The 26,604-nt window shown below is 42.8% G+C and carries 34 protein-coding genes; 7 read left to right on the top strand and 27 right to left on the bottom strand.

The window, feature by feature from the left end:
* Nucleotides 1-7: 7 nt before the first annotated feature.
* Nucleotides 8-949, bottom strand: a complete 942-nt coding sequence (murQ, locus tag R1T43_RS18175; protein WP_317350796.1) for an N-acetylmuramic acid 6-phosphate etherase — start codon at nucleotides 947-949, stop codon at nucleotides 8-10.
* Nucleotides 950-1,291: 342 nt separating this feature from the next.
* Between murQ and alr the strand changes: the two genes are divergently transcribed.
* Entirely contained in the window at nucleotides 1,292-2,359 is a 1,068-nt protein-coding gene (alr, locus tag R1T43_RS18170; RefSeq protein ID WP_317350794.1) for an alanine racemase, read from the top strand.
* 350 nt (nucleotides 2,360-2,709) lie between these two features.
* Here alr and R1T43_RS18165 read toward each other — a convergent pair whose 3' ends face one another.
* The 3 genes from R1T43_RS18165 to R1T43_RS18155 form a co-directional block, all read right to left on the bottom strand.
* Nucleotides 2,710-3,399 (bottom strand): YitT family protein, encoded by a 690-nt coding sequence (locus tag R1T43_RS18165; RefSeq protein ID WP_317350792.1) that lies wholly within the window; start codon nucleotides 3,397-3,399, stop codon nucleotides 2,710-2,712.
* 191 nt (nucleotides 3,400-3,590) lie between these two features.
* Nucleotides 3,591-3,893 carry a hypothetical protein gene (locus R1T43_RS18160; protein WP_247670499.1) on the bottom strand — a complete coding sequence of 101 codons (303 nt, stop codon included), beginning with the start codon at nucleotides 3,891-3,893 and terminating at the stop codon, nucleotides 3,591-3,593.
* Nucleotides 3,894-3,930: 37 nt separating this feature from the next.
* On the bottom strand, nucleotides 3,931-4,332 hold the full coding sequence (locus tag R1T43_RS18155; protein WP_317350791.1) for a VOC family protein: 402 nt from the start codon (nucleotides 4,330-4,332) through the stop codon (nucleotides 3,931-3,933).
* A 218-nt stretch (nucleotides 4,333-4,550) separates the two neighbouring features.
* Here R1T43_RS18155 and R1T43_RS18150 point away from each other — a divergent pair, with 218 nt between their 5' ends.
* Nucleotides 4,551-5,669, top strand: a complete 1,119-nt coding sequence (locus R1T43_RS18150; RefSeq protein ID WP_129736166.1) for a hypothetical protein — start codon at nucleotides 4,551-4,553, stop codon at nucleotides 5,667-5,669.
* 9 nt (nucleotides 5,670-5,678) lie between these two features.
* On the top strand, nucleotides 5,679-6,476 hold the full coding sequence (locus R1T43_RS18145; RefSeq protein WP_317350787.1) for a substrate-binding periplasmic protein: 798 nt from the start codon (nucleotides 5,679-5,681) through the stop codon (nucleotides 6,474-6,476).
* Between the two features lie 122 nt (nucleotides 6,477-6,598).
* On the opposite strand, the gene R1T43_RS18140 is transcribed toward R1T43_RS18145, so the two are convergent.
* Complete coding sequence (locus R1T43_RS18140; RefSeq protein ID WP_211068914.1) at nucleotides 6,599-8,242, bottom strand: methyl-accepting chemotaxis protein; 1,644 nt, start codon at nucleotides 8,240-8,242, stop codon at nucleotides 6,599-6,601.
* 209 nt (nucleotides 8,243-8,451) lie between these two features.
* On the opposite strand from R1T43_RS18140, the gene R1T43_RS18135 reads away from it, so the two are divergent.
* Nucleotides 8,452-9,777, top strand: a complete 1,326-nt coding sequence (locus R1T43_RS18135) for an alginate export family protein (RefSeq protein WP_317350784.1) — start codon at nucleotides 8,452-8,454, stop codon at nucleotides 9,775-9,777.
* Nucleotides 9,778-9,881: 104 nt separating this feature from the next.
* Nucleotides 9,882-11,144 carry an NRAMP family divalent metal transporter gene (locus R1T43_RS18130; protein ID WP_410548981.1) on the top strand — a complete coding sequence of 421 codons (1,263 nt, stop codon included), beginning with the start codon at nucleotides 9,882-9,884 and terminating at the stop codon, nucleotides 11,142-11,144.
* Between the two features lie 43 nt (nucleotides 11,145-11,187).
* On the opposite strand, the gene R1T43_RS18125 is transcribed toward R1T43_RS18130, so the two are convergent.
* The 4 genes from R1T43_RS18125 to R1T43_RS18110 all read right to left on the bottom strand — a co-directional run bounded on the left by R1T43_RS18125 (nucleotide 11,188) and on the right by R1T43_RS18110 (nucleotide 13,116).
* Nucleotides 11,188-11,430 carry a hypothetical protein gene (locus tag R1T43_RS18125; protein ID WP_317350782.1) on the bottom strand — a complete coding sequence of 81 codons (243 nt, stop codon included), beginning with the start codon at nucleotides 11,428-11,430 and terminating at the stop codon, nucleotides 11,188-11,190.
* Between the two features lie 7 nt (nucleotides 11,431-11,437).
* Nucleotides 11,438-11,923, bottom strand: coding sequence for a GNAT family N-acetyltransferase (locus tag R1T43_RS18120; RefSeq protein WP_317350780.1), 486 nt, complete (start codon nucleotides 11,921-11,923; stop codon nucleotides 11,438-11,440).
* 89 nt (nucleotides 11,924-12,012) lie between these two features.
* On the bottom strand, nucleotides 12,013-12,267 hold the full coding sequence (locus R1T43_RS18115; RefSeq protein WP_057794205.1) for an RNA recognition motif domain-containing protein: 255 nt from the start codon (nucleotides 12,265-12,267) through the stop codon (nucleotides 12,013-12,015).
* A 165-nt stretch (nucleotides 12,268-12,432) separates the two neighbouring features.
* Nucleotides 12,433-13,116 carry an NAD(P)H-dependent oxidoreductase gene (locus R1T43_RS18110; protein ID WP_317350778.1) on the bottom strand — a complete coding sequence of 228 codons (684 nt, stop codon included), beginning with the start codon at nucleotides 13,114-13,116 and terminating at the stop codon, nucleotides 12,433-12,435.
* 278 nt (nucleotides 13,117-13,394) lie between these two features.
* On the opposite strand from R1T43_RS18110, the gene R1T43_RS18105 reads away from it, so the two are divergent.
* Nucleotides 13,395-14,306, top strand: coding sequence for a 2OG-Fe(II) oxygenase family protein (locus tag R1T43_RS18105; RefSeq protein WP_317350776.1), 912 nt, complete (start codon nucleotides 13,395-13,397; stop codon nucleotides 14,304-14,306).
* A 299-nt stretch (nucleotides 14,307-14,605) separates the two neighbouring features.
* On the opposite strand, the gene R1T43_RS18100 is transcribed toward R1T43_RS18105, so the two are convergent.
* From R1T43_RS18100 to R1T43_RS18045, 12 genes are all read right to left on the bottom strand, one after another.
* Nucleotides 14,606-15,124, bottom strand: coding sequence for a GNAT family protein (locus tag R1T43_RS18100; protein WP_317350774.1), 519 nt, complete (start codon nucleotides 15,122-15,124; stop codon nucleotides 14,606-14,608).
* Between the two features lie 33 nt (nucleotides 15,125-15,157).
* Nucleotides 15,158-15,637, bottom strand: coding sequence for a DUF6174 domain-containing protein (locus R1T43_RS18095; protein ID WP_211068906.1), 480 nt, complete (start codon nucleotides 15,635-15,637; stop codon nucleotides 15,158-15,160).
* A gap of 79 nt (nucleotides 15,638-15,716) precedes the next feature.
* Nucleotides 15,717-15,929: a hypothetical protein gene (locus R1T43_RS18090; RefSeq protein ID WP_211068905.1), complete on the bottom strand. Its 213-nt coding sequence runs from the start codon at nucleotides 15,927-15,929 to the stop codon at nucleotides 15,717-15,719.
* A gap of 349 nt (nucleotides 15,930-16,278) precedes the next feature.
* Nucleotides 16,279-16,695: a hypothetical protein gene (locus R1T43_RS18085; RefSeq protein ID WP_317350771.1), complete on the bottom strand. Its 417-nt coding sequence runs from the start codon at nucleotides 16,693-16,695 to the stop codon at nucleotides 16,279-16,281.
* Complete coding sequence (locus R1T43_RS18080) at nucleotides 16,686-17,141, bottom strand: acyltransferase (protein ID WP_317350769.1); 456 nt, start codon at nucleotides 17,139-17,141, stop codon at nucleotides 16,686-16,688. Before R1T43_RS18080 ends, R1T43_RS18085 begins: the two co-directional genes overlap by 10 nt.
* 536 nt (nucleotides 17,142-17,677) lie before the next feature.
* Nucleotides 17,678-18,016 (bottom strand): DUF6694 family lipoprotein, encoded by a 339-nt coding sequence (locus tag R1T43_RS18075; RefSeq protein WP_211068902.1) that lies wholly within the window; start codon nucleotides 18,014-18,016, stop codon nucleotides 17,678-17,680.
* Between the two features lie 124 nt (nucleotides 18,017-18,140).
* Nucleotides 18,141-18,434, bottom strand: a complete 294-nt coding sequence (locus tag R1T43_RS18070) for a HigA family addiction module antitoxin (RefSeq protein WP_211068901.1) — start codon at nucleotides 18,432-18,434, stop codon at nucleotides 18,141-18,143.
* On the bottom strand, nucleotides 18,434-18,706 hold the full coding sequence (locus R1T43_RS18065; RefSeq protein ID WP_211069288.1) for a type II toxin-antitoxin system RelE/ParE family toxin: 273 nt from the start codon (nucleotides 18,704-18,706) through the stop codon (nucleotides 18,434-18,436). The genes R1T43_RS18070 and R1T43_RS18065 overlap by 1 nt, the downstream gene beginning before the upstream one ends.
* Nucleotides 18,707-18,747: 41 nt before the next feature.
* The gene (locus R1T43_RS18060; protein ID WP_025256677.1) at nucleotides 18,748-19,044 is read right to left on the bottom strand and encodes a HigA family addiction module antitoxin; all 297 of its coding nucleotides are present in this window, start codon (nucleotides 19,042-19,044) and stop codon (nucleotides 18,748-18,750) included.
* Nucleotides 19,044-19,322: a type II toxin-antitoxin system RelE/ParE family toxin gene (locus R1T43_RS18055; protein ID WP_025256676.1), complete on the bottom strand. Its 279-nt coding sequence runs from the start codon at nucleotides 19,320-19,322 to the stop codon at nucleotides 19,044-19,046. The genes R1T43_RS18060 and R1T43_RS18055 overlap by 1 nt, the downstream gene beginning before the upstream one ends.
* 172 nt (nucleotides 19,323-19,494) lie before the next feature.
* Nucleotides 19,495-19,932 (bottom strand): hypothetical protein, encoded by a 438-nt coding sequence (locus R1T43_RS18050; RefSeq protein WP_317350759.1) that lies wholly within the window; start codon nucleotides 19,930-19,932, stop codon nucleotides 19,495-19,497.
* A 115-nt stretch (nucleotides 19,933-20,047) separates the two neighbouring features.
* A complete protein-coding gene (locus tag R1T43_RS18045; RefSeq protein ID WP_317350757.1) occupies nucleotides 20,048-20,434 on the bottom strand; it encodes a VOC family protein in 387 nt (128 codons plus the stop codon).
* A gap of 145 nt (nucleotides 20,435-20,579) precedes the next feature.
* On the opposite strand from R1T43_RS18045, the gene R1T43_RS18040 reads away from it, so the two are divergent.
* Nucleotides 20,580-21,734, top strand: a complete 1,155-nt coding sequence (locus tag R1T43_RS18040) for an IS110 family transposase (RefSeq protein ID WP_317350756.1) — start codon at nucleotides 20,580-20,582, stop codon at nucleotides 21,732-21,734.
* Between the two features lie 63 nt (nucleotides 21,735-21,797).
* Here the strand turns inward: R1T43_RS18040 and R1T43_RS18035 are convergent, their stop codons facing one another.
* The 6 genes from R1T43_RS18035 to R1T43_RS18010 form a co-directional block, all read right to left on the bottom strand.
* A complete protein-coding gene (locus R1T43_RS18035; RefSeq protein ID WP_317350753.1) occupies nucleotides 21,798-21,965 on the bottom strand; it encodes a hypothetical protein in 168 nt (55 codons plus the stop codon).
* Nucleotides 21,966-22,169: 204 nt separating this feature from the next.
* The gene (locus R1T43_RS18030) at nucleotides 22,170-22,562 is read right to left on the bottom strand and encodes a hypothetical protein (RefSeq protein WP_317348946.1); all 393 of its coding nucleotides are present in this window, start codon (nucleotides 22,560-22,562) and stop codon (nucleotides 22,170-22,172) included.
* Between the two features lie 684 nt (nucleotides 22,563-23,246).
* Complete coding sequence (locus R1T43_RS18025; RefSeq protein WP_317350752.1) at nucleotides 23,247-23,693, bottom strand: hypothetical protein; 447 nt, start codon at nucleotides 23,691-23,693, stop codon at nucleotides 23,247-23,249.
* Nucleotides 23,694-23,835: 142 nt separating this feature from the next.
* A complete protein-coding gene (locus tag R1T43_RS18020) occupies nucleotides 23,836-24,246 on the bottom strand; it encodes a hypothetical protein (RefSeq protein WP_317350750.1) in 411 nt (136 codons plus the stop codon).
* 75 nt (nucleotides 24,247-24,321) lie between these two features.
* A complete protein-coding gene (locus R1T43_RS18015) occupies nucleotides 24,322-24,696 on the bottom strand; it encodes a hypothetical protein (RefSeq protein ID WP_317350748.1) in 375 nt (124 codons plus the stop codon).
* Nucleotides 24,697-25,678: 982 nt separating this feature from the next.
* Complete coding sequence (locus R1T43_RS18010) at nucleotides 25,679-26,179, bottom strand: NAD(P)H-dependent oxidoreductase (RefSeq protein WP_317350746.1); 501 nt, start codon at nucleotides 26,177-26,179, stop codon at nucleotides 25,679-25,681.
* Nucleotides 26,180-26,604 lie beyond the last annotated feature (425 nt).

The raw sequence follows: 26,604 nt of genomic DNA, 5'->3' as shown, positions 1-26,604 counted from the left end.
GGCCTTTTTAAAGCGGTTGTTTTACAGCGTGACGCAAATAGCCATTGCTTGCCACCAATTGTTTTGCCGCGTCGTCGGCACTGGCCCCTGTTAGTACCATTAAAATAGCCAGCTTTGCATTGTTGTTCGACGCTTTTAGCGCGTCAGCTGCATCATGTTCGTTACACTCGGTGGCTTGCATCACAATGCGAAGGGCGCGAGCCTTAAGCTTTTCGTTGGTCGCGTTTACATCCACCATTAAGTTTTCAAAGGTTTTGCCCAGCTTGATCATGGTGGCGGTGCTAATCATGTTAAGTACCAGTTTTTGCGCAGTGCCTGATTTCATTCTTGTTGAACCAGTAAGAGCCTCAGGGCCAACCACTGGGCAAATGACAACATCGGCATGTTCAAATATGGCTGAGCTAGGGCTACAGGCAATAGCCGCTGTCGTCGCACCAATAGATTGCGCATAAGCAAGGGCGCCTGAGACGTAAGGTGTGCGCCCGCTTGCCGACAACCCAACCAGCGTGTCGTGTTGACTAAGCGTAATATTAATAACGTCTTGCTTGCCGGCTTCTCGATTATCTTCAGCCCCTTCAACCGCATGTAAAACCGCACGTTCGCCGCCAGCAATAATGCCTACTACAACACCATCTGGCACACTGAAAGTCGGCCTGCATTCAGCTGCATCTAAAATACCTAGCCTGCCACTGGTACCAGCGCCTATATAAATAAGTCGTCCGCCTTTTGCGATGCTTTGTGCCGCGGCGTCTACCACTTTGGCGATGACAGGAATTTCTGTTGCTACACTTGGTGCTACTTTGGCGTCTTCGTGATTAATTCGTGCCAACATCCCTTCTGTTGAAAGGGTATCAATATCTACAGTATTGGGGTTTCGCCCTTCAGACACTACCCGTTCTAAATCTTTAGCCAGGTGATGAATACTGCGTGATGAATCGGTGGGCTGCATGGTGATACCTTACGAAAGACAAGGGGAGTTAATTTGCTATATATAAGTTCAAGCATAAATACATTCATGCTTGAATTCTTGGCTAGCATTTCGTTGCTGCACGATTGAGAAAGAGCAAATTACACATATTTACAACGCATTATAATGTGGCGAACCTATAGCGCAAACAAACAAGTCATAAACCCACTAGTCGTACACCTACAAGATGTAAAGCTCAGTGCTTTAGGTAATAGAAGAATTGTTCGTACGTTGCGTTCATAAATTTGTATAGTGAGAATTCGAATTCATTCAACTCGTGATACACTCTGCGCCTAAGCAAATACAAAGGATTACTCGTTTACTGTGAGCCGTCAAACCCAAGCCATTATTCACGCTGATGCTATTTTAAGTAACTTTAAACTATTAGCAGAATTAGCCCCAACAAGCCGTTCTATGGCGGTGGTAAAAGCAGATGCTTATGGGCACGGTGCAGTTAACGTTTCGCGTATTCTACAGCATGTATCCCCTCGGTTTGCTGTAGCGATTATTGAAGAAGCTATTGCACTTAGAGAGGCGGGGATTACCGCGCCTATCGTAGTGTTAGAAGGTGCACACCAAGCTAAAGAATGCGCTATGGCTGCAGCCCATGGATGTATTTTAGTGATGCACAATAAAGCGCAATTAGAATGGATGTTAGCGTGTCCCGAAGACCGTCGGCCCACTATTTGGCTAAAAGCCGACAGTGGCATGCATCGACTTGGTTTTGCCCTTAACGCGCTACCAAGCATTGTAGAGCAATACGCGCCGCTTATTACCAAAGACACTGTGCTTGTCACACACTTATCTTGTGCAGACGACACCAGTAACGACTTCACTCAACAGCAGCTAAGTGCGTTCAGTCAGGTGGTTAGCCAATTAGGGCTACCTGTTAGTATTGCTAATTCTCCGGCCACCATTGAATGGCCACAAAGTCGTGGCGATTGGAATCGCTTAGGCATTGCTGTTTACGGCGGCCAGCCTAATACGGCCAATGTGGCATTAGCCCCTACCATGACGTTACGTTCTAGTATTATTGCCCTACGCGACGTGCCAAAAGGGGAGTCAGTTGGTTATGGTCAAAACTGGGTTGCGCAAAAAGATAGCCGCATTGCTACGGTAGGAATTGGCTATGCAGATGGTTACCCAAGACATTCCCCTAACGGTACGCCGGTTGCGGTGAACGGCCAGCGTGCAAGTCTGGCAGGTCGAGTCTCTATGGATATGATCACCATCGATGTTACTCATATTTCAAACGTCAATATTGGCGATAGGGTAGAGCTTTGGGGTGAGAATGTACCTATTAATGAGGTGGCAGGTGCTGCAGGAAGCATAGATTACGAATTGTTAACCCGAGTATCGGCTCGGGTACCTAGGATTGTGAAATATCGCTAGTATTTACAGTATTTTACATTCTCGTAAATGCGCTGATGAATGACTATTCACCGAAACAATGAGGTGTTTCTCACCTGCTTGTGCCTATACTAGTCTCCCACTTTCAGGATTGAGATGAATATTTCATCTTCGACTGTAATGGGTATATCACGTAAGTGAGGTTTGTATGCGTACTTCGTTTTCTCGCCCTAGGGTGAATCGAGGACTAGTAAGTCGACCGTTTAAGCCTGTGCAGAAAAAAGCAGTAGGGTAGCGACAAGGATACAAAGCGTTACGTTAGAAATAATATAAAAACCCGGCATTAATATGGCCGGGTTTTTTACGTTTAGTGCAGGCGAAACATGAACAGATTAGTTGTTTTGCGCGTGTAGATTAGTGTTTACTGTTGCACACGACTGCACGCTAGGCCCCTTTTTTTCAGGTGACTTTACACTCTCTTTTTTCGCAGGGATATAACGCTCTGGACGATGGTTTAACGAAATGACCATATTCAAGCAGAACGCGGCTAGAATTGATATAAGCACTAGATGCCATGGAATAAAGAAAAGCCCGCAAAGCAAAATAACGCTATCTACCGTAAGTTGAAACGTACCGGCGCGAATATTAAATCGAGATTGCAAATAGAACGCTAAAATTCCTAAACCGCCTAAGCTAGAGCTGTGTCTGAACATGATCAGCATGCCTACACCAATAAGCAAGCCACCTAAAATGGCAGCAAAAATAGGGTTAATACTAGAAATGTCGACGAAGGCTGGGATCTGCTCAGTCAGAATAGACACCGTGGTCACAGAAATAAACGTATTCAGCGTGAAGCGCTTACTGATGCGAGTCCATGCAAGGGTATAAAAGGGCAAGTTGATTAGGAAGAATAGAACACCGAAGTCCATATCAATCGCGTAAGTTCCCAGCAATGCGATACCCGCAGCGCCACCTACCATCAAATCTTGCGATTGGAACAGAAATACACCAAATGCCACGAACAATCCGGCACTAACTAATGCAAAGATATCTTCGATAACACTGTGATTGGAGTTTTGCATAAGTGGCGATTCTTAGTTGATAAGACACGCTGTAATTATACGTTTACGCTGCTAGGGTATACAGGGTTGTGGTTAGATAACATGCTGAACTTAAAATCTAATGGTACGCGCAGCTTTACGACTTTTAACTGCAGGGTAAACAATAAGTTGCTGGCTTGTAAATGCTGCACCATTTGTGAGCGAAAAGTGGGCTATTCCACCACTGAAAACACCACAATGTCTTGTCTGTTGAACTCAACGCGGCAGTGCATGTAACCGAAGTTTAGTGGGCTATAGGCCACTATGCGGCTACCAACCGCTAAAAATTCGGTATCCCATACTAATAAATCAGTGGTATTTAATTGTCGTTCAACACTATTTTTCGATACCCCTGGCGTGAAGTTATCACATAAATAGATAACTTCTTTTCTGGCTTCAAGCCCATAAAACGCCGTCGCAATTAATATCGCAATGGCCAATATAGCCACAATGTCGGTAATGATTGAACGCTTCATGGGGGACAAAACAAATCTCCAAGGGGTGTAATTACACCTAATTAAGGTTGGCAGGCGCAGGTTCTAGTAAATCCCACTTATTGCCATAAAAATCTTTAAAAATAGCTACCGTACCGTAGGCTTCTTCGCGCGGCGTTTCTAAAAATTCAACGCCTTTATCACACATTGACTGATGATCGCGCCAAAAGTCATCGGTATGTAAAATCATAAAAACTTTACCTCCAGCTTGCTTTCCAATCATCGCTTTATCTTCGTCCGATTTAGCTTTAGATAACAAAAGCGACGTTGCACTGCCTTTCGGTGTGACTAATACAAACCGCGATCCTTCCCCTTTATCTCTGTCTTCGGTAAGAGCAAAATTAAGGGTTTGGGTGAAATAGGCAATAGCGCTATCGTAATTGTCTACAAGGAAGGTAATAGCTGAAATGTGATGCTGCATAGAATCTTGTTTTACGTAAATTTTGTGGAATTTTACCCACTATTTAACGCAAATGAAATGTGCTTCATCGACAATCTTACTTTACATATTTCGTGTACGACAATGATCTTTTTGTAAGGTTCACTCTATATAATTTGTACTGAAGGAATATATATCACAACGAGGGTCTCCAAGACGGAGTGGTCCAGATTGTGAGCAAATTGACATTAGGACAAGGAATGAACAGACAACTTCCACTACTTTCCTTAGCCGCGCTACTAGGCAGCAACTCTTTAGCAGTGCAGGCAGATGAGCTCCCTTTTACACTTAGTGGCCACGTAAGAGTTAACTATGGCCATCAAGATTGGCAACTCCCTGAAATAAGAGACGGATTCGAATTTGAGTCTATCAAATTAGGTGTCGCTGGCGAGTCAGATCAGTTTAGCTACAAAGCAGAATACCGATGGTACGAGAATACCGATTTCGACACTATTCGCTTTGCCGAACTTACCTACCATTGGGATGAATCCACCGACATCACCGCCGGTATAACACAAACCCCTTTTGGCTTGCAGCCCTTTGGTTCAAACAACTTTTGGTTTTCGGTTAATTACTACCTAGGCTTTGAAGATGATTATGAAGCCGGTATTAAGATAAATCACGATTACGGCAATTGGGACTTTCAAGCTGCTTACTTCATGAATGATGAATATAACGATGCCGCTGAATTTGGCCGTTACTCATTCGATGTGGCTGATGATGGTGAGTTTCGTAACCAAGAAGATGGCCAATACAACTTACGTGCAAACTATACAGCGAAACTACTGCCAAGAAGTACCACCGACATTGGTGTGTCTTATCAATATGGCGATATCTTAAACTTAGATACGTTAGAAGATGGCGACATGACGGCTTATGCGGTTCACGTGCGCCACCAGCAAGGTGATTTTAAAGTAGAACTACAATACATTGATTATGAGTACGACTTAGCTGCACCGGAAGGCCAAGCCACAGATAGAATTTCGCTTTCTGCGTTTACGTTTCCATTCTTAGCGGCAGCCGATGGGTCGACGTACTCCGCGAATTTGGTGTATTCGGTACCTTATAAATTTACTCGTATTGACTCGCTAACATGTTACACCGAGTACAGCGTGGCGCAGGGTGATGAAGCATCAGGCCGTGATTCATCGCAGTGGATAAACGGTTGTAGTTTTGGCTGGGACAAATTATTTGTATATGTAGATAGTATTCAAGGGAAAAACATGTGGTTTTCTGGTGGTCCAGGCGTGGGCTTAGACCTAGGTGGTCGCCAAGAAACAACACACAGATTGAATATTAATTTAGGTATCTATTTCTAAGGTAAGATTATGCGTTTATTGGCTATTTTCACATTACTATTGGCGTTAGTCCCACTGCAAAGTTGGGGGCATGCTTGGTTAAAAATTAAAATTGCTACCACAGAATATGCGCCTTACACCTCATCTGAAATGGAGCATAAAGGGTATATTAACCACATTATTTCACAGGCTTTTTTAGAGACAGGTGTGGTGGTTGAGTTTGTATCAATGCCGTGGGATGAAGCCGTAGAAGCCACATTGAATGGTGAATTTGATGCGCTGTCTTACGGTAACTTCGTGCGCGCGCGTGGTGAAAAATTCTGGCATAGCGACCCAATCACAGCGGAAAGCCTGGTTTTTTACGTTAATAGGAAGTCTGACATAGCGTCATGGTCAAGTTTCGACGAACTGAAAGATAAAAAAATGGGGGTGACAGAAGGCTATTTGTACAATAACGAGTTGGCCACTTATATTGAAAATACCCCATCGGTAACCACCTACGCTACCGATAAAGAGAACCTTGAAGCCTTAGTGAGCGGGGAAATTGATTTGTTTCCCATTGATGATTTAACGGGTTGGTACTTGCTTCAACGCGACTTCTCAGATGAACAGCGTCAGGCCGTCAAGCCTATCGATCCGTTTATTTCCACCGTAACAACGCACTTATTGGTTGCGAAAGGAAGAAATGACGACAGGTTACTTATTGAGCTTTTTAATAAGGGTTTAGAAGAGTTGAGACTGGATGGAAAGTTAACCCGTTTCAAACGGTTATTAAAAGATGGCTTTTATCAAGATCCCAAAAAGCCAGTTAACTTCGATAGACGTTAACGGGTAAACATTTACTTCTAGGCGCTAACCGCTACAGGGTAGGCACAAAGGCGTTAAAAAGGAGAGCATGCTCTCCTTTTTCATTATACGTGAATGGGTAGAGAAACAGCCCTAAGCTGCGTCTATACCGTAAAACGTCCTACATTTTGTCCTAAGCTATTGGATACTTTATTAACATTCTCACTGGCTTCGCTAGACCTAGAAACAGTCTGTACTGCTTTTTGAGTAAGGGTATTCAGTGAAGAAATATTTTCGTTTACGCTATCAACTACCTGACTCTGCTGTTCAGTAGCCGAGGCTATTTGATAGATGCCGTCATTAGCGCCACTCACGGCCTCTACCACTTTAAGTAATCGCTCAGAAAGTGCTGAGGATAAATCCACCACATCAGTAACCTGTGCTGCACCACTGTTTATTGAGTCCACCGCCTCATCTACGCCCTTGTTAAGGTTAATCAGCATAGTATTAATATCGCCTGTTGCTTGTTGAGTTCTGTTTGCTAAAGAGCGCACTTCATCTGCCACAACAGCAAACCCTCTGCCTTGCTCTCCGGCACGGGCTGCCTCAATCGCAGCGTTTAGTGCTAGCAAATTAGTTTGATCTGCAATATCACGAATAACCCCTAACAAAGAAGATATTTTTGTCGTTTCCTTCGCTAATTCTTCAATAACATGTCTGGCTTTGCTAATGGTTCCTGACATCAGTGAAATGCTTTCAGTAGATTGTGTTACCGCATCTTGGGAAGCAAGAGCTTCATCGTTTGCCAATTGCGTTTCTGATAGTGAGCCTTGCGTACTATTGGCGACCTCACGAAGTGCATGACTCAATTCGGTAACCGCAGTCGCAATTTGATCTAGGTTTTCGCTCTGCTGACCCGAAATAGTGTTTGTCGCATCGGCTGCACTAATTAGTGAATATTGTGCGTCGGCTAACGATTGCGCATCTGCTTTCACCATGGTGATAAGTCGTTGTAGGTTATTCATGAAATGATTAAAAGCTACGGCTACATCAGTAATTTCATCGTTCCCATCAGTGTTTAAACGTTGGGTTAAATCACCTTCGCCCTCGCTAATAGAAACCAGCATATTTTTCAGAATTTGAATGCGTCGGGTAACAAGCCGTGGGCCTACAATAATACTTCCTATACAAGCAAGCACCGCAAGCACGATAGCAATAATGAGAAACCAAGTCTGGAGCGCATTTGAATCTAAGCTTTGTTGAGTGACTTCATCAGATTGTGTTTTAACCGCTTCACCGATACGGTCATAGTTTCCACGCAGCGTTTCGAATAATTCCATGCCCTCGGTGCGATAACGTTGGGCCGCCGTTGATATATTCCCATTTTCAATTTGCTCTATGACCGTTTGGTTTAACGCTATCCAGTTTTGATAATCTTGGGTGAAGTCTCGCGTGACGCTGAGCATTTCAGGGTAATCTTTTATTAAACTTTTTACCTCAATCATTCTCGCTTTTGCTTGCTCAGCATTTTCTTCGTAGTCGGCAAGGTGATCACTGATAGATGCTGAATTCATAGAGCGATTAAGCATAAGTTCTAACAGCGCTGAGTGGGCTTGATATAAATCTCGATCAGCATTCAGGGCGATACTGATTGATTGGGTGTAGACCGTAGAAAGTGTCTCAGTATTGTGTGCCAAATATCGACTGTTATTGATACTTATTGTGCTTACAACCAGTACTAAAATGGCAACAAAGCTCAACGGTACTGCAAACTTCTGCCTGACAGATAAATTATCAAAATTCAACATGGCGTATTTTCCCTAGCTTAGTAATTGCAAGTCTAGTTATTGAACAACTGTGCAAAGGGTAGTCTAGTTTTTATTGCTTTGCATTTAGACTTTTAAATAGTTATCACATCACAAATACATAGACCAAAGAGATAAAGCATTTTTCCGACAACCTTCTATACTTCGTTTCGTGAGAGCGGGTGACGTCTTTGGACAAAAGAGGTATAGAAATGAAATTAGGTTGGTCAAAAAGCGCAACAATAGAATGTGTTAATGCTGGTCTTGTAAAATTATCAATCGCGTTTTGCGCGATAGGCGCTACGGTAGCTCCTTCGTTTGCAAGCGACCTTAACTTCGATGTAAGCGGTTCATGGCGTCTTCGTTATGAACATCTAAATAACCCTATATTCCCGGCTTCAAGCGAAACGCGAGACCAAGTGAATCGGCGTGTGTCATCTCGTGTGCTACTTAAAACGGAAGCTAATTGGGATGTATTCAATGTCACCCTTGAATTAGCCGATTCCCGTGTATGGTTAGATGATAACGACCCTACGTTGAAATCATCACAGGTGAATACCTTAGAGCCTTTACAGTTTTTCGCGCGCTACACGCCCCAAGATAGCAAATACTTAAAAGGGATCACGGCAGGGCGAGTTACCTTCGATCACGGTAGTCGCAGGCTTATAGGCCAAGGCGTGTACCGCAATACAAAAAATGCTTTCGATGGCGTATTGGTCGATTACCAAGTTAGCGATTGGAACATTCGAGGTTTTTACTTACTGCCGGTCAGCCGACTCCCTAGCGACAGCGGTGCAGTTGCTGATGCAGAACGCGCTTTTGACAAAAGTTACAGTGAGCGTGAGTTTTTCGGTTTATATATTACATCACCTGATAAAAACGTGAAGCTACAGAGTTACTGGTTAAAAGAAGAAGACTCAGCAAAGCTTGCCACGAAAAATCGCGATTTGTACACACTTTCGGTTGATTACACAAAACTCTTTGCTGATACCTGGAAAGCGAATATTGAAGTCATTGGACAAACCGGCACATCACATCAAACGGCAAGTGCAAGCGACACGACAGAATTAGACGTAGAAAGCTGGCTACTTCATGCGAACGTGGGCAAGAAAATTACCCATCATACATTCTTACGTGGCGAAATAGATGCAATTAGCGGCGATAATGATAGTTCAGATAACACCATTTCAGACTTTGATAGCCTGTATGGTGTTAGGCGTTTCGATTTTGGCCCAACAGATGTTTACCAAGCAATGCCCAGAAGAAACTTGTATACGGTAGGGGCAAGAAGTGTGACCAAACCCACGAAAGAACACAACATCATGGTGAGCTACAAGGCCATGTGGTATCAAAAAGCACCAGAATCTGTCGATAACTTTATTGGGCATCAGGTAGAAGCAAGATGGCGCTGGCAGATACTACCTTCGTTAAGGGTTGCCGTTGGTGCGGCTTATTTGCTTAAAGGTGATGGCTTCGAGCGCGGCGATTACCCAGATGATAGCCAATTTGTATTTACCGGCGCGCTTTATAAGTTCTAATTCTTATTCATTTTAATCTAATACTGTTGGAAGCTCGCAATTTTGTGACGGGAATAGGTATACTCCGTAACCGCTTCTAGCAGTTTGTGATTAAAGGAAAGGGATTGAGTCACAGTATTTCACTCACACAATATCAACGCTTCATTCGCATGGTGCAGTTACTTGGTCCAGGCGTATTAATGGCCACAGCCGCTGTTGGCGGAAGCCATCTTGTTGCATCAACGCAAGCTGGCGCGAAATTCGGTTGGCAGTTAGTAGTACTTATTCTTGCGGTTAATGTGCTTAAGTACCCCTTTTTCCGCGCCGGTGTTAGTTATACCATCAGCACTAAGCAAACCCTGCAATACGGCTATCATCAAATGGGTAAGGGCTACCTTATTGTTGCGCTGTGTTTAAATGCTTTAGCATCTGTGGTGAACGCAGCAGCGCTACTGCTTTTTGCAGCAAGCTTGCTTTCTTATTTTCTCCCTTTCAATATATCTATTGCTATCGCCTCTGCGGCTATTCTCGGTGCCATTTTATTTATCTTACTGGCAGGGCACTTTGAAGCGCTTGAGGGTGTGGCAAAAGCCATTATGGGAGTGCTGGTTTTAGCAACCATCGCCGCTTTTTGTGCGGCGGTTATAAATATAGAGCCTACGCCAGCCAGCTTTGAGTCTCCCTCTCCGTGGACGCTAGCTACCGTAGGTTTTTTGGTGGTCACCATGGGGTGGATGCCCGCGCCAATAGAAATATCTAGCATCACGTCGTTGTGGTTAAAACGCCAATGTAAAACCCAAGCTGTCACGCCAAAAAATGCATTGTTCGACTTTAACTTAGGTTATGCGGTGACCACTATTTTAGCCCTGCTTTTCCTAGGTTTAGGCGCATTGGTATTACACGGAAGTGGCGAAACGCTTGCAACGGGAGGAATAGGCTTTTCACAGCAATTGGTCAGCCTTTATGCCAACACCATTGGCGACTGGGCTCACTGGCTTATTGCCATCGTAGCCTTTCTTTGTATTTTTGGATCAGCATTAACGGTTTACGATGGTTATGCCCGCGTGATTGCCGAAGCTATTTCATTAGTATTACCAAAGAAGATGGCGCGTGATGCAGTATTTGTTCCTGTGCTACTGGCAATGGCAGCCATCAGTTTTAGTATCGTATTGTTTTTCAAATCTGCGTTACTCGCTATGCTAGGGTTTGCGATGACATTGGCCTTTGTAACTACCCCTATGTTTGCCTGGCTAAATCACCGTTTAGTTAAAAGCGCAGCATTGCATGAAGATGCAAAAGCCAGCTGGTGGGTTACATTACTGAGCTATGTGGGTTTAGTGTATTTGTTTGGATTTTTACTGTTATTTGTATGGTGGAAATGGGGCTAGGCTGGAACTTAGGTTTTGCTAGGGCTGAGCTTGACGCGCCAAGTTACGATGACGCGCGTTTTGTGAAGATAAGCACTACTATTTGATATAGCACGTAAAAACCTGCCAGCAATGACACTAGCGCAATAATAGGGCTAAGAAACAACCAACAAAGCACATAAATAACAATTCCTTTCACCCCTTTTTCAGACGCCCTAGCAAATAAGTCTATGGCGCCCAAGATAAGTGCTGCGGCGCATAAAAGGCCAACTACCAGGGTTGTAACAATTAAAAGTGCGTTTTCCACTAAAAGGCTATCCTAGCTTCTTTTGCCAAAACAACGCGTGGCCTTCGCCCTCTGCCAGTTCATAGCTAGTAAAGCCAAACTTTTCATAGGCCGATTTTGCTACAGTGTTGTTACTTAATACTTCTAGCGTAATTTTGCAGCAGCCTTTCTCAAGCGCTATTTCCTCGACTTTATCTAACATCTTTTGGCTAAGTCCTAAACCACGGAACTCGGGCAGCACAGCGATATCGTGAGTATTAATAAGCGGTTTGCAGGCAAAGGTAGAAAACGCTTCAAAGCAATTTATTAGCCCAGCAGGCTTGCCGCCAACAAAAGCGAGAATGCTAAAGGCATGGGGTAATGTAGATAGTTTATCGACTAAATTGTCGTAGGTGTATTTAGAAAGTGCCTCAGCACCCCCCATAGGATCTTTCGCATATTCATTTAGCAAATAAGGAATAGCTTCTTTATGAGCGTCGTCAAAATAATCTGCTTTTATGATTTCTATATTCATACACACCTTCACTTCTTTATATGCCCCAGCTTGCTATAGATCCCAGTTGTAATGAGATGCCATGCTGGTGGATTTTACACTGCTACGGTTTACTTTGTTTCAGGTTTATCTTCTGCTTTTTTAACACGAATATTCGCATCGCCTAACGCATGGTTGTTCAACGACTTAATGGCAGCTTTAGCTTCGCCTGGCTTTGGCATTTCTACAAAACCAAACCCTTTAGAGGCACCGCTTTTTTCATCAACAACAATCGTGCAAGACTGCACAGAACCGAAGGTTTTAAATAAGCTAGCAAGCTCTTCTTGTGTAGTTTGTCTGTCTAAATTACGTATTAATATTTTCATTTTGTTTCCTGCGCGCTCGACAAGGTAAGAAGAGGCTTGTTATACAGCAAAGCTAAAGCGATGTAGATAGGTTTCGTGTTACTTCGCGGTATTCACGGTAGTAAATCAAATTTAAAGCACATCAACTCAAGGGCTGGGTAATTGGCTCCAATTCCCGTTTTGAATTTAAGGCGCATTGCGCTCTTTACCTTTAGGCGCATTGCGCTCTGACGGTGCGGTTTTGAAGTTTTTAATCACCTTATGAGGGTTAATGTCTTCACTATGGCGCTTGGCCGCTTCTGCCCACCACATCAATTGATGTAAAGTACGAGAAAAATAATCAAACCACGATGATTGGTCTTCCCCCGAACACATCTCTCCGTTTGCTTCGAATACTTCCTGCGCCTTAGGAATATGAATCATAGCCGATACTGGCAAGCAACCTAACTCAGAAAGATAAGTACGCATGCCAACCGCCGCTCGCATACCCCCCCATTGCCCAGCGGAATAGGTAACAATAGCGCTTGGCTTATAAGCAAATAACGAACTACCAAAATGATTTAGTAGATTCGAAAGGGCAGGGCTCATGGAATGATTGTACTCGGGGCTAACCATGACATAACCATCACAATTAGCAATTTTTTCAGCCAATGTATTTAGCTCCACAGGCGCTTTACCCTTTGCAAAAGCAAAATGGGGCTTAAACACGGCATCTAGAGGGTAATTTAACGGGTCTATTAATTCTACGTCATGCTCGTCGTAACGAAGCTGTAAGCAGGCCATTACCGCCTTTGCCACACGTTCACCAAGGCGAGCAGGTCTAGGTGGTGTGCTATCCCGTACCGTGCCTAAGAAAATAAGAAACTTCATTTGTACGCCCCTTTCACAAAACTATCCGGCTGAGCCGACAACGCCCGTGGTGGGAATAATAGTGAGGTACTGAAGCGCAAATCGCAAATCATCTCAGTGAATATTCCTTTGCAATTATCTTCCAAATCTTAATTCTGTTTCCATAATAGCCGCATTTATTAACTGAATCAGGTGTAATAGATTATAGGCATAGGTTTGGGAATCCGGTTTGATGTCGGTTTTGAAATCGTTTTGAAGAAGAACGCTAGTCCCCCATTTGCCATTGGAGATAATTTATTATGACGTTTACTCAATTACAGCATGCACGTGCTTTAGATTTACCAACGCGCGAAGCCATGCTTCATCGTGCACCATCCGTTCAACAGTTTTGGAATACGAACAACCAGCTGCTGAGCAATGCGTGGAAAGAGTGGGAAGCAAGTGAAAAAGAAAACTTATTCACCCTTGATGACTCCTTGCTAGATGCCAAGTTACGTAACGCAGTAATGCAAGCGTGGGAAAATCCCGAAAAAGAAACAGAAGTAAAAGCACTTTTGGAAGAGGTATCGCCTGATGTGTATCAATTCCAATTCTTTGATCCTGAACGTTTGGTTGAACTACGCGCCTATTTGGAAAAAGTATGGGATGCAGAAATAGCGTTAAGACCACCCTACGGTATAGTGTTAAACCGTCGTGGTGCCATGTTAGATGAGCGCTCGGAAGGGTATTTGGCTGCGCCAAGTTTTCAAGCGTTTTATCGCATGATGCTAGACACATACATGCGCCCAATTGCTCGTTTACTGTTTCCTGAAATTATGGGGTACGACACACAAACCTTTGGCTTTTCTATTCACTATCAGCCAAATACAGACACGTCGATCAGACCGCATACCGATGCATCAGCGGTAACGCTGAATATTAACTTAAATGTACCGGGAGAAACATTTACAGGCTCGACAGTAGACTTTTATGATGTGAAGGCGGGTAAAGTAAACCCATTAACGTTCAAGCCTGGTAGCGCTATGCTCCACCGTGGGAACGTACCGCATACGGCACAGCCTATCACCAGTGGCGAGCGAACTAATTTCGTACTCTGGTTGTATGGCAATCGTGGGCAAATGCCTCCACAAGGTGTGAAAGGCGTTAATGTTGATGCCCGTGAAAGATGGACAGTACCCTCTCAAGCACTAGATAACTTTGCACCATTTTAAGTGTGGTACCTAACAATAAATAGCAGCAATAACGGGGGAGTGATCCTCCGTTATTATTCTTTCGAATTCATTTTTTTAGCGGCCATAAGACCAACAATAAAAATGATAAAAATAACAAACCCAACTGACAGTAAAATATTGAGTAAAAAATCCATTCTAGCCCCTTAATCTTTTCAGGTAGTTGCGAGTACAACAGTCTTCGCAATGACATAACCTCTATTTATACCATCACTACGCCAGATTAGCCCATATTGTTGTTGCCAAATTGTTACCGGTATAACGGCAAAGACACACCGGTGCTAGGTTTGTTCGATAGGGGATGGTTCACTTATCAGTAACTTCGCAAAAACATGCTTGTCGTAAAAGCGCTCATTTTTATAAATGGCCTTTTTCAGTATAGCTTCTTCGTTAAAGCCTGATTTCAAAAGCAGTTGCATAGAGGCATGGTTACCCGCAAACACAGCGCCGAAAATTCTTACAATATTGGTATGGGCAAAGACAAAATCTGTCATTTGTCGAATAGCCTCTGCGGTTATGCCTTTACGCCAATACTGCTTATCAAGCCAGTAGCCAATCTCACCAGAGCGCTCATATTCAAACTGCCCTCGATTAACCCCAACGCACCCTACCAACACATTATCGTAAGAAATGGCTTTGATGATGCCAGATTGACTGCCTTCATTAACCCACCAGGCAGCATCTGCACTTGTATAAGGGTAAGGGATTTTAGTAGAAAGGAACTCGGTAACCGCTTCGTCATTTAAGATGTGTAATAGTCTATTAATATCATTGTCATTGAAGTTTCGTAGGGTAACCATTTAAATCCTAGGATTGCTAAGTACTTATTGCATTTACGAGAAATCTAAAATTCTATAAGACGTTGCATCACACGTATCTTTGCTCTTATCAATGTACACAGCCTGTGGGAAACCATAATCAATATCGAAGTCGGGCATTGCATTACTGTCTTTGGCGTTACTGAATTTAACGGGCTGTTCATTTGCCATATTCAAAAATTCAGAGAATATCTCATTGATAGTAACAGCGAATTCTATATCTGCTAGTTCGCTGGTACCACTATAGTAAGCGGACACGGCAATGTTATCTTCTACATAAATATCGATAGCAGGTAATTCGTCAGCCATTGGACAGTCTCCAGGTGAGCGGCTGTAAGTAAATGAGTAATCCATAATTGCAGCTGAATCCCACTTACTTTGATTTTCTAAAAGAAGAGACTTAACTTCTTCAATATCAACTGAAGGCGAATCGCTACTACTTCCACAAGAGCATAAAAACAATAACGAAAATCCGCATATTAAAAGTGGTTTCATAATGGTTCCTTCCTGAATTATAGCGTCCGTTTGAAATAGGAAATGTAAGTTAGATAATAACTTACCAAATTTTACAGTTTTACTCAGTCACAGCCTGCTTGGGGCTCATAAGATTCATGAGACCAAGATAAACCCAGCTACCTATCCATGTGAACAGACCAAGAAAGAAAGTGACTAATCCGGCAATCCACATTGAGCGATTTTGTTTTCGAGCTAGAAATACAGCTAGGATAGTTGGTGCGATGGTGAAAATTAATAAAACGATAGACATAAAATTTACACTGATATTCATGAAGCATCCTTGTTTGAATATATAAAAGTATTGGCAAATAGCCATCTACTCACGGGCACAAATACATGGGGTATTAAGTGCTAGCAGCCTTTAATCTAAAATTAGCGTAAAAACAACGTACAACAATAAAAGCAAAACAGGAAATAGTACACTGCCTTTTAGCATTGCAGATTTCTTTTGTTTTTTCCAAAAATAGTGGTGTTCAAGCTTTTCAAAATCAGATAGCCAATGATGGCAGTGCGGGCATTGGTTTCCAAGATACATTATCAATCCGCAATTAGGGCATTTAGCTGAAGGCTCATATGAACCATTTCCCCAAATTGTTGGCTTGGTAGGCAGTTCCACGTTGCTACTCAATTCTGCTAATTTGAAGTTCTTCTTCAACCAAAGTTAGCCTTAACTGAAGAGGTGGCTCCTGGCTGTACTCCTGAATCGATTGGATTAACAGCTCTAAATCTTCACTAGGAACTTCAAAGCTTTCTAGGTAAATCAAATATCCAGCCAGATCTGATTTCGATAAATGACGGTTTCCAATTAAGAGAGTTTTTTTGTTGTTCAGTAATGATCTACTATCTAATGGAACGTGGCGAATAAATGGTGACAAATCTTCAACTTCATTCAGCGACGGGATAGACTGAAATTTCTCCTGATAAATTGCAATATGGTAATCATCCCTATTGAAATCTAATAGCCGAAACAACGTTATCTCACCATTATCATCACTGATGCTTGCATAATAGCCACCCCAAGAAATATCTATATCCACAACAGTATAGCCTCCACAAAGTAAGTGACCCCTAGCGAAACAAAAATGAAAGACGCATTGATTGATGCCCGAACAAACCAAGCAAGATGCCCATACGATACTCCTGCTTTTTGTGACGCTATAACTATTAAGCCCATTAATCCAAACCACGGCGTAAAAAATACAATGGTTTTCCACTTTACAACCGAGACCGCCAAATCATGAAGCGCACCACTAACTAAAAATGTGATAAGAATAGAAAGGGAAATAGGGAGATAAGTGGCTAGCGGTCGCATGACATTGCGGGATAAATAATAGCTCCAAATTGGGTTCCAATAGTGCCAAAAAATGGGGAAAGATTTTGCACCGAAAGAACGTGAAAGCATATTCCTCATAGAGTGACTTGCACCCAAAGGAAGACCATTTCGCTTTTTAACGTATTGTGAAAGTGACAATGTACTGTGCATGATAATTCCGTATGTCTAATGCCAGCAAAAAACGACGCACTGACAAGGGGCCCCATGGAGGCCGAAGGCCGTAACAATTTTGACTGCCTTGTTTAACAGCTTGTTTTGCTTAAAAGCCCTCAATCCAAATAGTGCCAAACTTTCCCGTAACGGACACAGTAAGTGGGTTAATTGGTTTTTTATACGTTGCGCTCACTCAAACCTCTGACAACAAAAAAGTAATAAACTAAAAAGCCTAGCCATGAAAAGAGTAGTGAAACGAGAGACCAACCTAATTTGTGTACCCCTTTGGCTTTTTTTGATGTTAACGCAATTATTACTGGTAGAAGCGTTAGACTGAAAAGCACAATAAAAATAATAATTTGCCAAATACTCATGTTAAAAAAGAACTCCTTATCTTTTGTCTACAATTTGAACGTTGGTCTTACCCACACAACGGGCAAATATATTTTGGTTACATTACCAAGCGAAGCGCTGAGAGCCTACGTATTTTTGTCCCAGCGAACGTAGTGAGAGTGTTGATTGAGTTGTTATATTCAATTTGTTAAGACTTCGACCGAAGCTTTTGATTTAGATGCAAGCTCTAGCACCTGCTTGTAATTTAGGCCATCTAAGTGCTGGGATAGTAATTCGTAATTTACGGCGTTGCCATCTGGGTTACCCAAAAAAGCCAATGGGCTTTGAGTTACATCCATCTGTATAGATAGCAGAGCAATCATGAACTCATGTTTTTTCCTGTTTGGTAGAGATTCTACGATGGTGTTTATATCGTTTTCGAGTGAAGCAGCAGACTTTCCATTCAATACCAAGTTTTCATCTACACTGGCGCAGCCAGCAATAAGTAAAATAGAAAGTGTAAAAAATAAAGATTTCATAAAATTCCTTTTTGAATATAACTTCTAGATAAGGGGCGCAGGCATGTGGGCTAAAATCTGAGCGAAGCGAAACAGCCACATGTTTGCGTCCCAGGCCGCGCAGCGGGCGAGCTTAATTTTTTTGTTAGGCTGCATGCAGATCTATTGGCTCTACATTATCCAAGTTAATTTTCTTTTTCGCTTGCCAAAGCTCATAATTGTCTTGCATGCTAAGCCAACTTTCAGGGCTGCGCCCCAATACTTTTGATAGCCTTAAGGCCATTTCTGGCGTTACTGCACTTTTGCCCTTTACAACACGATTTAGTGTTGAAGCTGCAACACCAAGATGGGTAGCTAGTGATCTGCAACTTATACCATGTGGCTCCATGTAAATGGACTCAATAAATTCACCTGGATGTGGTGGGTTATGCATATTCATTAGTGATAATCCTCGTAATTTAAGATGTAAGCATTACCATCCGTGAACTCGAAAGTTACTCTCCAATTACCGTTTACTGATATTGACCAAATGTTAGATCTTTCTCCCTTGAGTTGATGGAGAGAAAAACCAGGTAGATTAATGTCATCAATATCTTGTGCGGTATGAATAGCTGCTAACTGCATACGAAGCTTTTTCGCATGCTTAGTTTGTATGCCTGAGGTTTTCCCTTTTTCGAAAAAGAGTTTCAGACCCTTATGTTTGCGTCCCAGCCCGCGCAGCGGGCGAACTTGATTTTTTTGTTATGCGCGTTTTACACCGCAGCCATATTATACGGTGAGACATGCAAAGAGCTTTGATGTTGTCTTGTTTGCCACAAATCAAAAGCATTTTGCAAACGAAGCCAATGGGCCGCAGACGGCTTACCGAAAACGAGTTCAAGACGAAGAGCCATCTCTGGGGTGATAGCCCCTTTACCATTAAGAACTTTCGATAATGTTTTACGGCTCACATCTAAATGTTGCGCTACGTCAGTAATGGTCAGTTCTAGAGCATCAATAACAAGATCTTTGAGTATCTCACCGGGGTGCGCAGGGTTATGCATATTCATTAGTGATAATCCTCGTAATTAACGATTTCAACATCTCGTCCAACAAAGCGGTATGTAACTCTCCAGTTTCCACTTACCCGGACAGACCAAATATCATTTCTGTTACCTTTGAGTTTGTGCATATGAAGGCCGGGTAAATCCATGTCATCAGGTGTTTCGGCTTGATCGAGATTCGACAGAATAAGACGAAGCTTTTTTTCGTGCTTTTTCTGAATTCCTGAAGTGGTTCCTTTAGCGTAAAACTTCTGAAGGCCTTTATGTATAAAACTCTTAATCATGGTTCCATTGTAACCTCAGGGGTTACGGATTGCTAGCGTAATTTTTTGAGCGCATAACTTTTAAATAAGGGGCGCAGGCATGTGGGGCATAATGGCGAAGCCGCCCCGCATGTATGCGTCCCAGCGAACGAAGTGAGTGACTTAATTTTTTTGTTATGTGCCAGCACACTTTCTACTGCCGCCATAACTTTACTGTGCCCAATAAATAAAACGTACCATAAATACAGCATACAATTGAGCTTACTAACCAAAATGTTATTGAATTTTGATGTACCACAGGGTCTGAGGTTAGAAATGGACCAACTAAACCTGCGATGCCACGCAACAAATAGATGGCAGTGATTAACGCTAAACAGGTTTTTAGTAGTGGTAATTTAACGATGATGCCTGCACCAGAAAAAGCATATAAGCCCCAGCCGGTAAGAATTGAAGCAATAACCAAAGTGGCAATTGTGGGATACGGGTCGCCCTGAGCAGCGAGCTGAGCCATTCGTTGACCAGCACCAAAAAAGAGATACCAGTCAGGACCGCCGAAAATACAACTAATATGAAGTAATGCAGCCAAGATGCTTAAACTGCCAGCGATTATTAGTTGACTATTCTTGCGCATTCAAATTCCTTTTGGCACATAACGGGCAAATATACGTAGGCTAAAATACCGAGCAGAGCGAGGGGTGCCTACGTGTATTTGTCCCCCGCGAGCGAAGCGAGTGTTTATGCGTTTGTTATGCACTTATACTGTCATCTCTATGAAAAACCGCGATTTTATTATTATCCAAATCCCGAATGTAAGAAGCAAAATAAGCATTATCATTTCGCGGGCCAGGCTTTCCTTCGCTAATCGAGCCTAGGCTGATTGCTAACTGATAGATCTCTTTAACAAGTTCATTACTGTTAACTTTGAGTGCCAACATGGTTCCATTACCGAATGTCGCAGGGTTTTCATTGTGTGGTTTAGTAATGGATAACTTTGTATCAGAGCCTGGAAATGCATAAAACACAACGTCTTCGGTTTTTGCTACTTGTTTTGCAGCGATTAGACCGAGAATTTGGTCATAAAACCCAATAGCTTTATTGAGATCGTTAGTTCCTAACGTAATGTGTGAAATCACTATCGATGTCTCCTAGGTGCATAGACACAATGACTCCCTGAGAAATGCTAGCCTCCGCATTTTCGTGGGTTAACTTTTCAGCCACCGGAGCGCCGGCCGGAGTCCATTATTAGTTTGCTTAAGACTAAATCATTTGGAGGCTAGCATGAACAAACATAGCATAGTTTTTTTAGGATTAGATACTCACAAAGAATTTCACGAAGTAGCTTATTGTGAAGAGCAGCGTGGAGTAAGTGCGGTGCACTATGGCCGCATTCCTTCTTCAAAAGTCAGCGTCAAAAAGCTTATCCGTCAGTTTGAATCGAAGTATCCGGGCGCGACAATTCATGTGGTGTATGAAGCAGGGCCATGTGGATATTGGATCTACCGACTTATCACAAGTTTAGGGCATTGTTGCTATGTTGTAGCGCCGTCCCTTATACCCAAAAAGCCTGGTGAACGGATTAAGACTGACCGCCGTGATGCACTTAAATTAGTGAAGTTACTAAAGTCGGAAGATCTTACACCTATCTATGTTCCTGAGCCTGAAGATGGAGCGGTAAGAGATTTATCCCGCGCTCGAGAGCTTGCGATGAAAGATTTAAAAGAAGCCAAATACCAACTCAAAGCGCTGCTGCTGAGAAACAATATTCGGTATGAAGGCACTGCTAATTGGTCGAAGAAACATCTGCGGTGGCTGACTGAACTGATATTACCTCATCCGGCGCAGCAAATCGTATTGCAGGAACAGTTGCAGACTATTGAAGAGCGGATCCGCCGCTTAGAAAGGCTGGATAATGAGCTAACCCATCATGTACACCAGTGGCGTTATTATCCTGTCGTTAAAGCGATCCAAGCCATGCGTGGTGTGAGGCTGCTAGTGGCGGTTGGGGTTGTTGCTGAACTTGGAGATTTACACCGCTTCGACCATCCTAGAAAGCTCATGGCTTATTTAGGCTTGGTACCCAGCGAACATTCCTCTGGTGGAAAACGGCACTTAGGCGCAATAACCAAATGTGGGAATGGTAGAGCTAGGCGCTTACTCATTGAGGGCGCACATAGTTATCGCTATCCAGCCAATATCTCGACGGATATTCAAATTCGCCAAGAAGGGCTACCCAAAGACATCGTCGATATTGCGTGGAAAGCACAGCTTCGTCTGTGCAAACGCTACCAGCGAATGAGTAAAAAAGGTAAGTATTACAATCTCATTATCACCGCAATAGCCAGAGAGATGGCAGCCTACATATGGGCTATCGCTAAAGAAGTGGTGCTTACGCCAGTTAATCCAAAATTGAGATTGAGCAGAGTACCTGCATGATAAGCGAGTTTGAGCTAACGCATTCGGATCAGGCCGCGGAATGTGGCACAACCTACGAGGGCGTTATGATGGCAATAACTTAACGGTTATTGACCCACGAGCATAGACTGATGAGAAAGGCTGAGCGGTCACCGGGATACGGCGGAGTGAGTAAGGTAGGCGCTGTTCACTGAAAGGTGAATAATCCATTAATACCACTGGGGCGACACTCGCCATGACAACCGACGACATTACTGCCTCATCCGGTGCGTTAGCTCATTTAATATGAGTAAGAACACAGCTAATTATGGACCGAAAAAATGTCAGGGAGACACTCGGTTTTTATTGACAAGGGGAGTCATACCAACGCCCGCCTAACAGGCGCAAGATGCTTGGCTAAAATTAGGAACGAAGTGACGCAAGCCAAGCATCTTGCGTCCTTTGTTGAGGCGTTTGTTAGTTGCCGTTTTTGCAGAGGTATTTCAGTAAATCTGCGTAATCAGCTAGTACTACATTAGCGGCTTCATCCATATTGTAAGATTCATCATCAATCATTTCAGCATCGTGATAAATTCTATACAAGTTTCCATTAACGCCATCATTTATGTTTATGAAATATGGATCACCGGAACCTAGTGAGCAACTAGCAACAGGAATGTACCCAAATTTCTTTACTGCGATTCCAGGATAAAACTCGTTAGCCTCATTTAGAATTTGATATTCATCGAGTAGCTTAAGGTTACCACCATCTAACTCTGACAAATCAGCGGATTCTGGAATTTCACAGTATTCGCCCACTAATTCATTTTTAATGATGAAATTTTTCCAATACTCCGGTATCAAAGACAATCTCCCTAGGCAACTAACCGCCCAACTTAGGGGCAATAACACGCAGGCTAAACTTGGAGCGGAGCGACTGAGCCTGCTTGTTATTGTCCCAGTGAGCGCCAGCGAACGGCTACAGTTGTTTGTTAGGTGCGTACTGATTAAGCCTCCGTATCAGAGAGTCTAGAAATACTAAATGCAGTCTGAGCCAATTTCGCACGATGTAACCAAAGAGAAAAACGGCCAAACCAAACTGATTAATGCAGCCAAGACAGCACCTATGAAATAACTAAGACTGCTGCAGTGTCGGTCCACGAGCTTGACAATGCAACCAGTAATAAAAATTGGCAATGAATAAACAATTACTAGTGTGATAATAAGTTCACGTTGCCTATTCACCCTGCCATATTCCGATGCTTCAAAATAGTAGCCATAAAGTATAAATAAGACAAAAGAGGCTAAATAAAATAATACGTTCCCCAATGTCGAGAGCCGTTTATTGACCTTGGCTGCTATTAGAAAAAAGACAACCCAAATAGCTAAAGAGATTAAGAAAACTGAAATCAATAGAGCCTACCCTGAAGCACCTAACGCTAAGCTAACGGGCGCAAACATGCGGCGAAAATGGCGAAGCCGCCGCGTGTTTGTGTCCCAGTGACCGAAGGGAACGAGTTAAGCGCCTTGTTAAATGCCTTCTTAAAACATCCTTTACCATTTTGTTTGAAGACCTGACTTCGTGATCCATTCCTTGCATTCATTTGAAATACTTTCTCTTTCTAATTGGAATTGACGATACTCGGTATTATTTGCGGTAAAGCTTGTATTTGGTGGTATACCTTTCCATTCCTGATATGTTGGCGTGTAGAAAAAATAACAAATAAGTCCATAAGTATGCTGAGCTCGTTTATTTCCTTGTTTGGCTTGCTCATACAAACTTTGAATAAACTCTGGCTTGCTATCCAACGAACCAAATTGGTGAATTACATTCTTCTGCAAAATCGCCAGTTGGTTGCGTTGGTTCGGATCATTCTTTGTGACACAGTTTGAAAGAATTGATGTGAAGTCTTTCGTAGCAACTGAACTTTCACAACCGTTCGCAATTATTTTCGAGCTAAACAAACAGAAAAAAATTAAAAGTGTTGTTCTGATACTCATAGGCATTTAACTTTTAAATAAGGGGCGCAGGCATGTGGGGCATAATGGCGAAGCCGCCCCTCATGTATGCGTCCCAGCGAACGAAGTGAGTGACTTGATTTTTTTGTTAGGTGCGTGCCTAAACCAACCTTTAATCAACTTTTTATACTTCCATCTGTAGAGTGGCAGTCTTTGCGATTTTAGAATAAATCATTGCATGGTCATTGTCATTTTGCTCCAAGTATAATTCCGAGATCTCTGTAGCAACCGATACAACGTATGAAAGCAGGTTGTACTTTTGCGCTAATTCAAGAGCCTTTAAATACACAGCTAATTTCACTTCACTATCCACAGTGAAGTCAGCAAGAGTTTCCCACTGAAACGGGTGATCTAGAGCTGAGTTCTTGTGAGTTTCGCAAATGACTCTAAGCTTATTATGTGCTTCCCAGTAAACTTTTGTTGAAGGCTCGTTGGTCATAGTCAAAGCGAGTTCTAGTATTTGTTCATGGAAAGGTGGTTTGAATGCCATTGAAGCACCTAACTTTTCAATAACGGGCGCAGGCACGTAGGGCATAATGGCGAAGCCGCCCTGCGTGTATGCGTCCCAGTGAACGTAGTGAGCGAGTTTATTGAGTTGTTATATTTGTGCTTATTCATTACTAGAAACAGTATACCTTTTGGACGTGCTTTCACACTGGTAATCAATAAAAGCAACCAACTCAGTGTTATTTGCGTCGGCAATAAAACTAGTAGATTGGGGTTCACTGGGGTGAGCACTACCAATAAAAGCTGATACTTCTTCGTCATTTTTAATAACAAAATGACCAGCCGCAAGAGGCTTACAAGAACCATCGAGTTCACTAGGACCTTTCAGCTCAATAGTTAAACCAAATTTATCCTTAGTTTTTATGACATCAAAACCTAAATTATCAGCTAGGTTGGTAGTAAGACTCGTGGCGTCAATAACTCTTGATGCATACGCTTGAACAGAAAAAACGATGACTAATAAAAGCGTTGATCTCATTGTCTTCCTTGAAAAATATAACTTTTCAATAACGGGCGCAGGCGCGTGGGGCATAATGGCGAAGCCGCCCTGCGTGTATGCGTCCCAGCGAACGTAGTGAGCGAGTTTATTGAGTTGTTAGGTGACATCTCAAACATCCTTGAGCAAAACTACCAATAAAAACGAAGAAAGCGCAGAGAAAGCCATAGCTAAAAAGTATTTTCTTGCCAAATTATGAGCGCACACAAAACTCGAATCACTTTGACGACCTTTCATATACGAGCGACTTATCAACGTAGCAGTCAGCTTGGGAGTTGCAAGTAAAATTAACTTTGTCGGCTCTACCGTTATACCAAAAACCTTTAAATTGTCTTGCGACTTCAACTCTTTGCAAACTAGGTCGAGTGCATTGACGTATTTATATAAAAAATACAAATAAGAGAAAGCGCCACATAAAAAAAGGCTTGTTCTTAGACTCTCCACTTATCACCTAACTTTAAGCTTTGGGGCGCTAACATGGGGCTATAATCGCGAAGCGGCCCCGTGTTAGCGTCCCAGCGACCGAAGGGAGTGCCAACAGCGTTTTGTTAGGCGTACAACTGAAAGTACGCAGCTCTGCTGCCACCACTAGCCAATTAGACCGCATGTTTAAATTATTAAATTTAAGATAAAACAACCCTGTGCGAAATGCCAGATGTTAACGACATTGCTGGATAAATGAGCGAGTTTAGAAAGCTAGTGATGTTGAATGTTGGCGTTGCGGTGTTGATGAAAAGCGCGTTGCTAAAGCCGTTGAAACTACCGAAAAGCTAGCCGCAAAGACAACCTAGTGAAACAGCCTTTATGCTGGAATGTCACGATTGACCCCCTTTTTTAAGCTGTAAGTAAATGACGCCTAACGCCCTGCTTAGGGGCGGAGACACATGGGCTAAAATTTAGGAGCGAAGCGACGCAGCCCATGTGTTTGCGTCCCAGCGAGCCCGCGAGCGACTACAGCAGTTTGTTATGCGATTTTGTTAAGATAACCTTGGATTGCCTGCTGGTGTTGCTGAAGGCTGAATTCATCCGGACAGCAACAATAGAGAGGTTCGTGATAGACCAGCCCTAGGTAGCCAGAGATTAGCTCGAATTGGCTTTTGAAACTAGAAGGCAATTCCGCATCTGTACCTGTAGCAACTACCGATATTGGCATACCCCGCAGCTTTCGCCCTAGTTCTCTGTTTACTGTTAGCAAATCAGTAATACGGTCAAAGAAGGTTTTCATCTGTGCCGACATGGAATACCAGTATACAGGCGTAGCGAATACAACAAAGTCTGATGACACTATGCGTTCAATTAACGGAATAAAGTCATCAGATTTATTGCGATTTTCGTAATCAAAATATGAAATTGATAACTTTTGAAGATCAACGGTCTGGGCTTGAAGACTATCTGCAATAACATGGGATAACTTTGCAGTATTACCATCAGACCTAGAGCTTGCTATAACTACCAAAAAATTCAAATCGATATCCTTATCGCATAACGCTAAGCTTTGGGGCGCTAGCACGTGGGCTAAAATCCGAGCGAAGCGAGCCAGCCCACGTGTTAGCGTCCCAGCGACCGAAGGGAGTGCCAACAGCGTTTTGTTAGGCGTACAAAGGAAAGTACGCAGCTTTGCTGCCACCACTAGCCGATAAGGCCACTTATTTAAATTATTGAAATTAAGATAAAACAACCCTGTGCGAAATGCCAGATGTTAAGGACATTGCTGGATAAAAGAGCGAGTTTAGACAACTTGTAGTGTTGACTGTTGGCGTTGCTGTGTTGATAAAATCCGCGTTGCTAAAGTCATTTAAACAACTGAGAAAGCTAGCCACGAAGACAACCTAGTGAAACAACCTTGATGCTGAAATGTCACTGCTGAACTTACTTTTTAATGCTGTTAGT

This window comes from Alteromonas sp. CI.11.F.A3 (assembly GCF_032925565.1).
Taxonomy (GTDB): Bacteria; Pseudomonadota; Gammaproteobacteria; order Enterobacterales; family Alteromonadaceae; genus Alteromonas.
The sequence above is the reverse complement of the archived record's forward strand: the minus strand, read 5'-3'. Positions and strand labels throughout refer to the sequence as shown.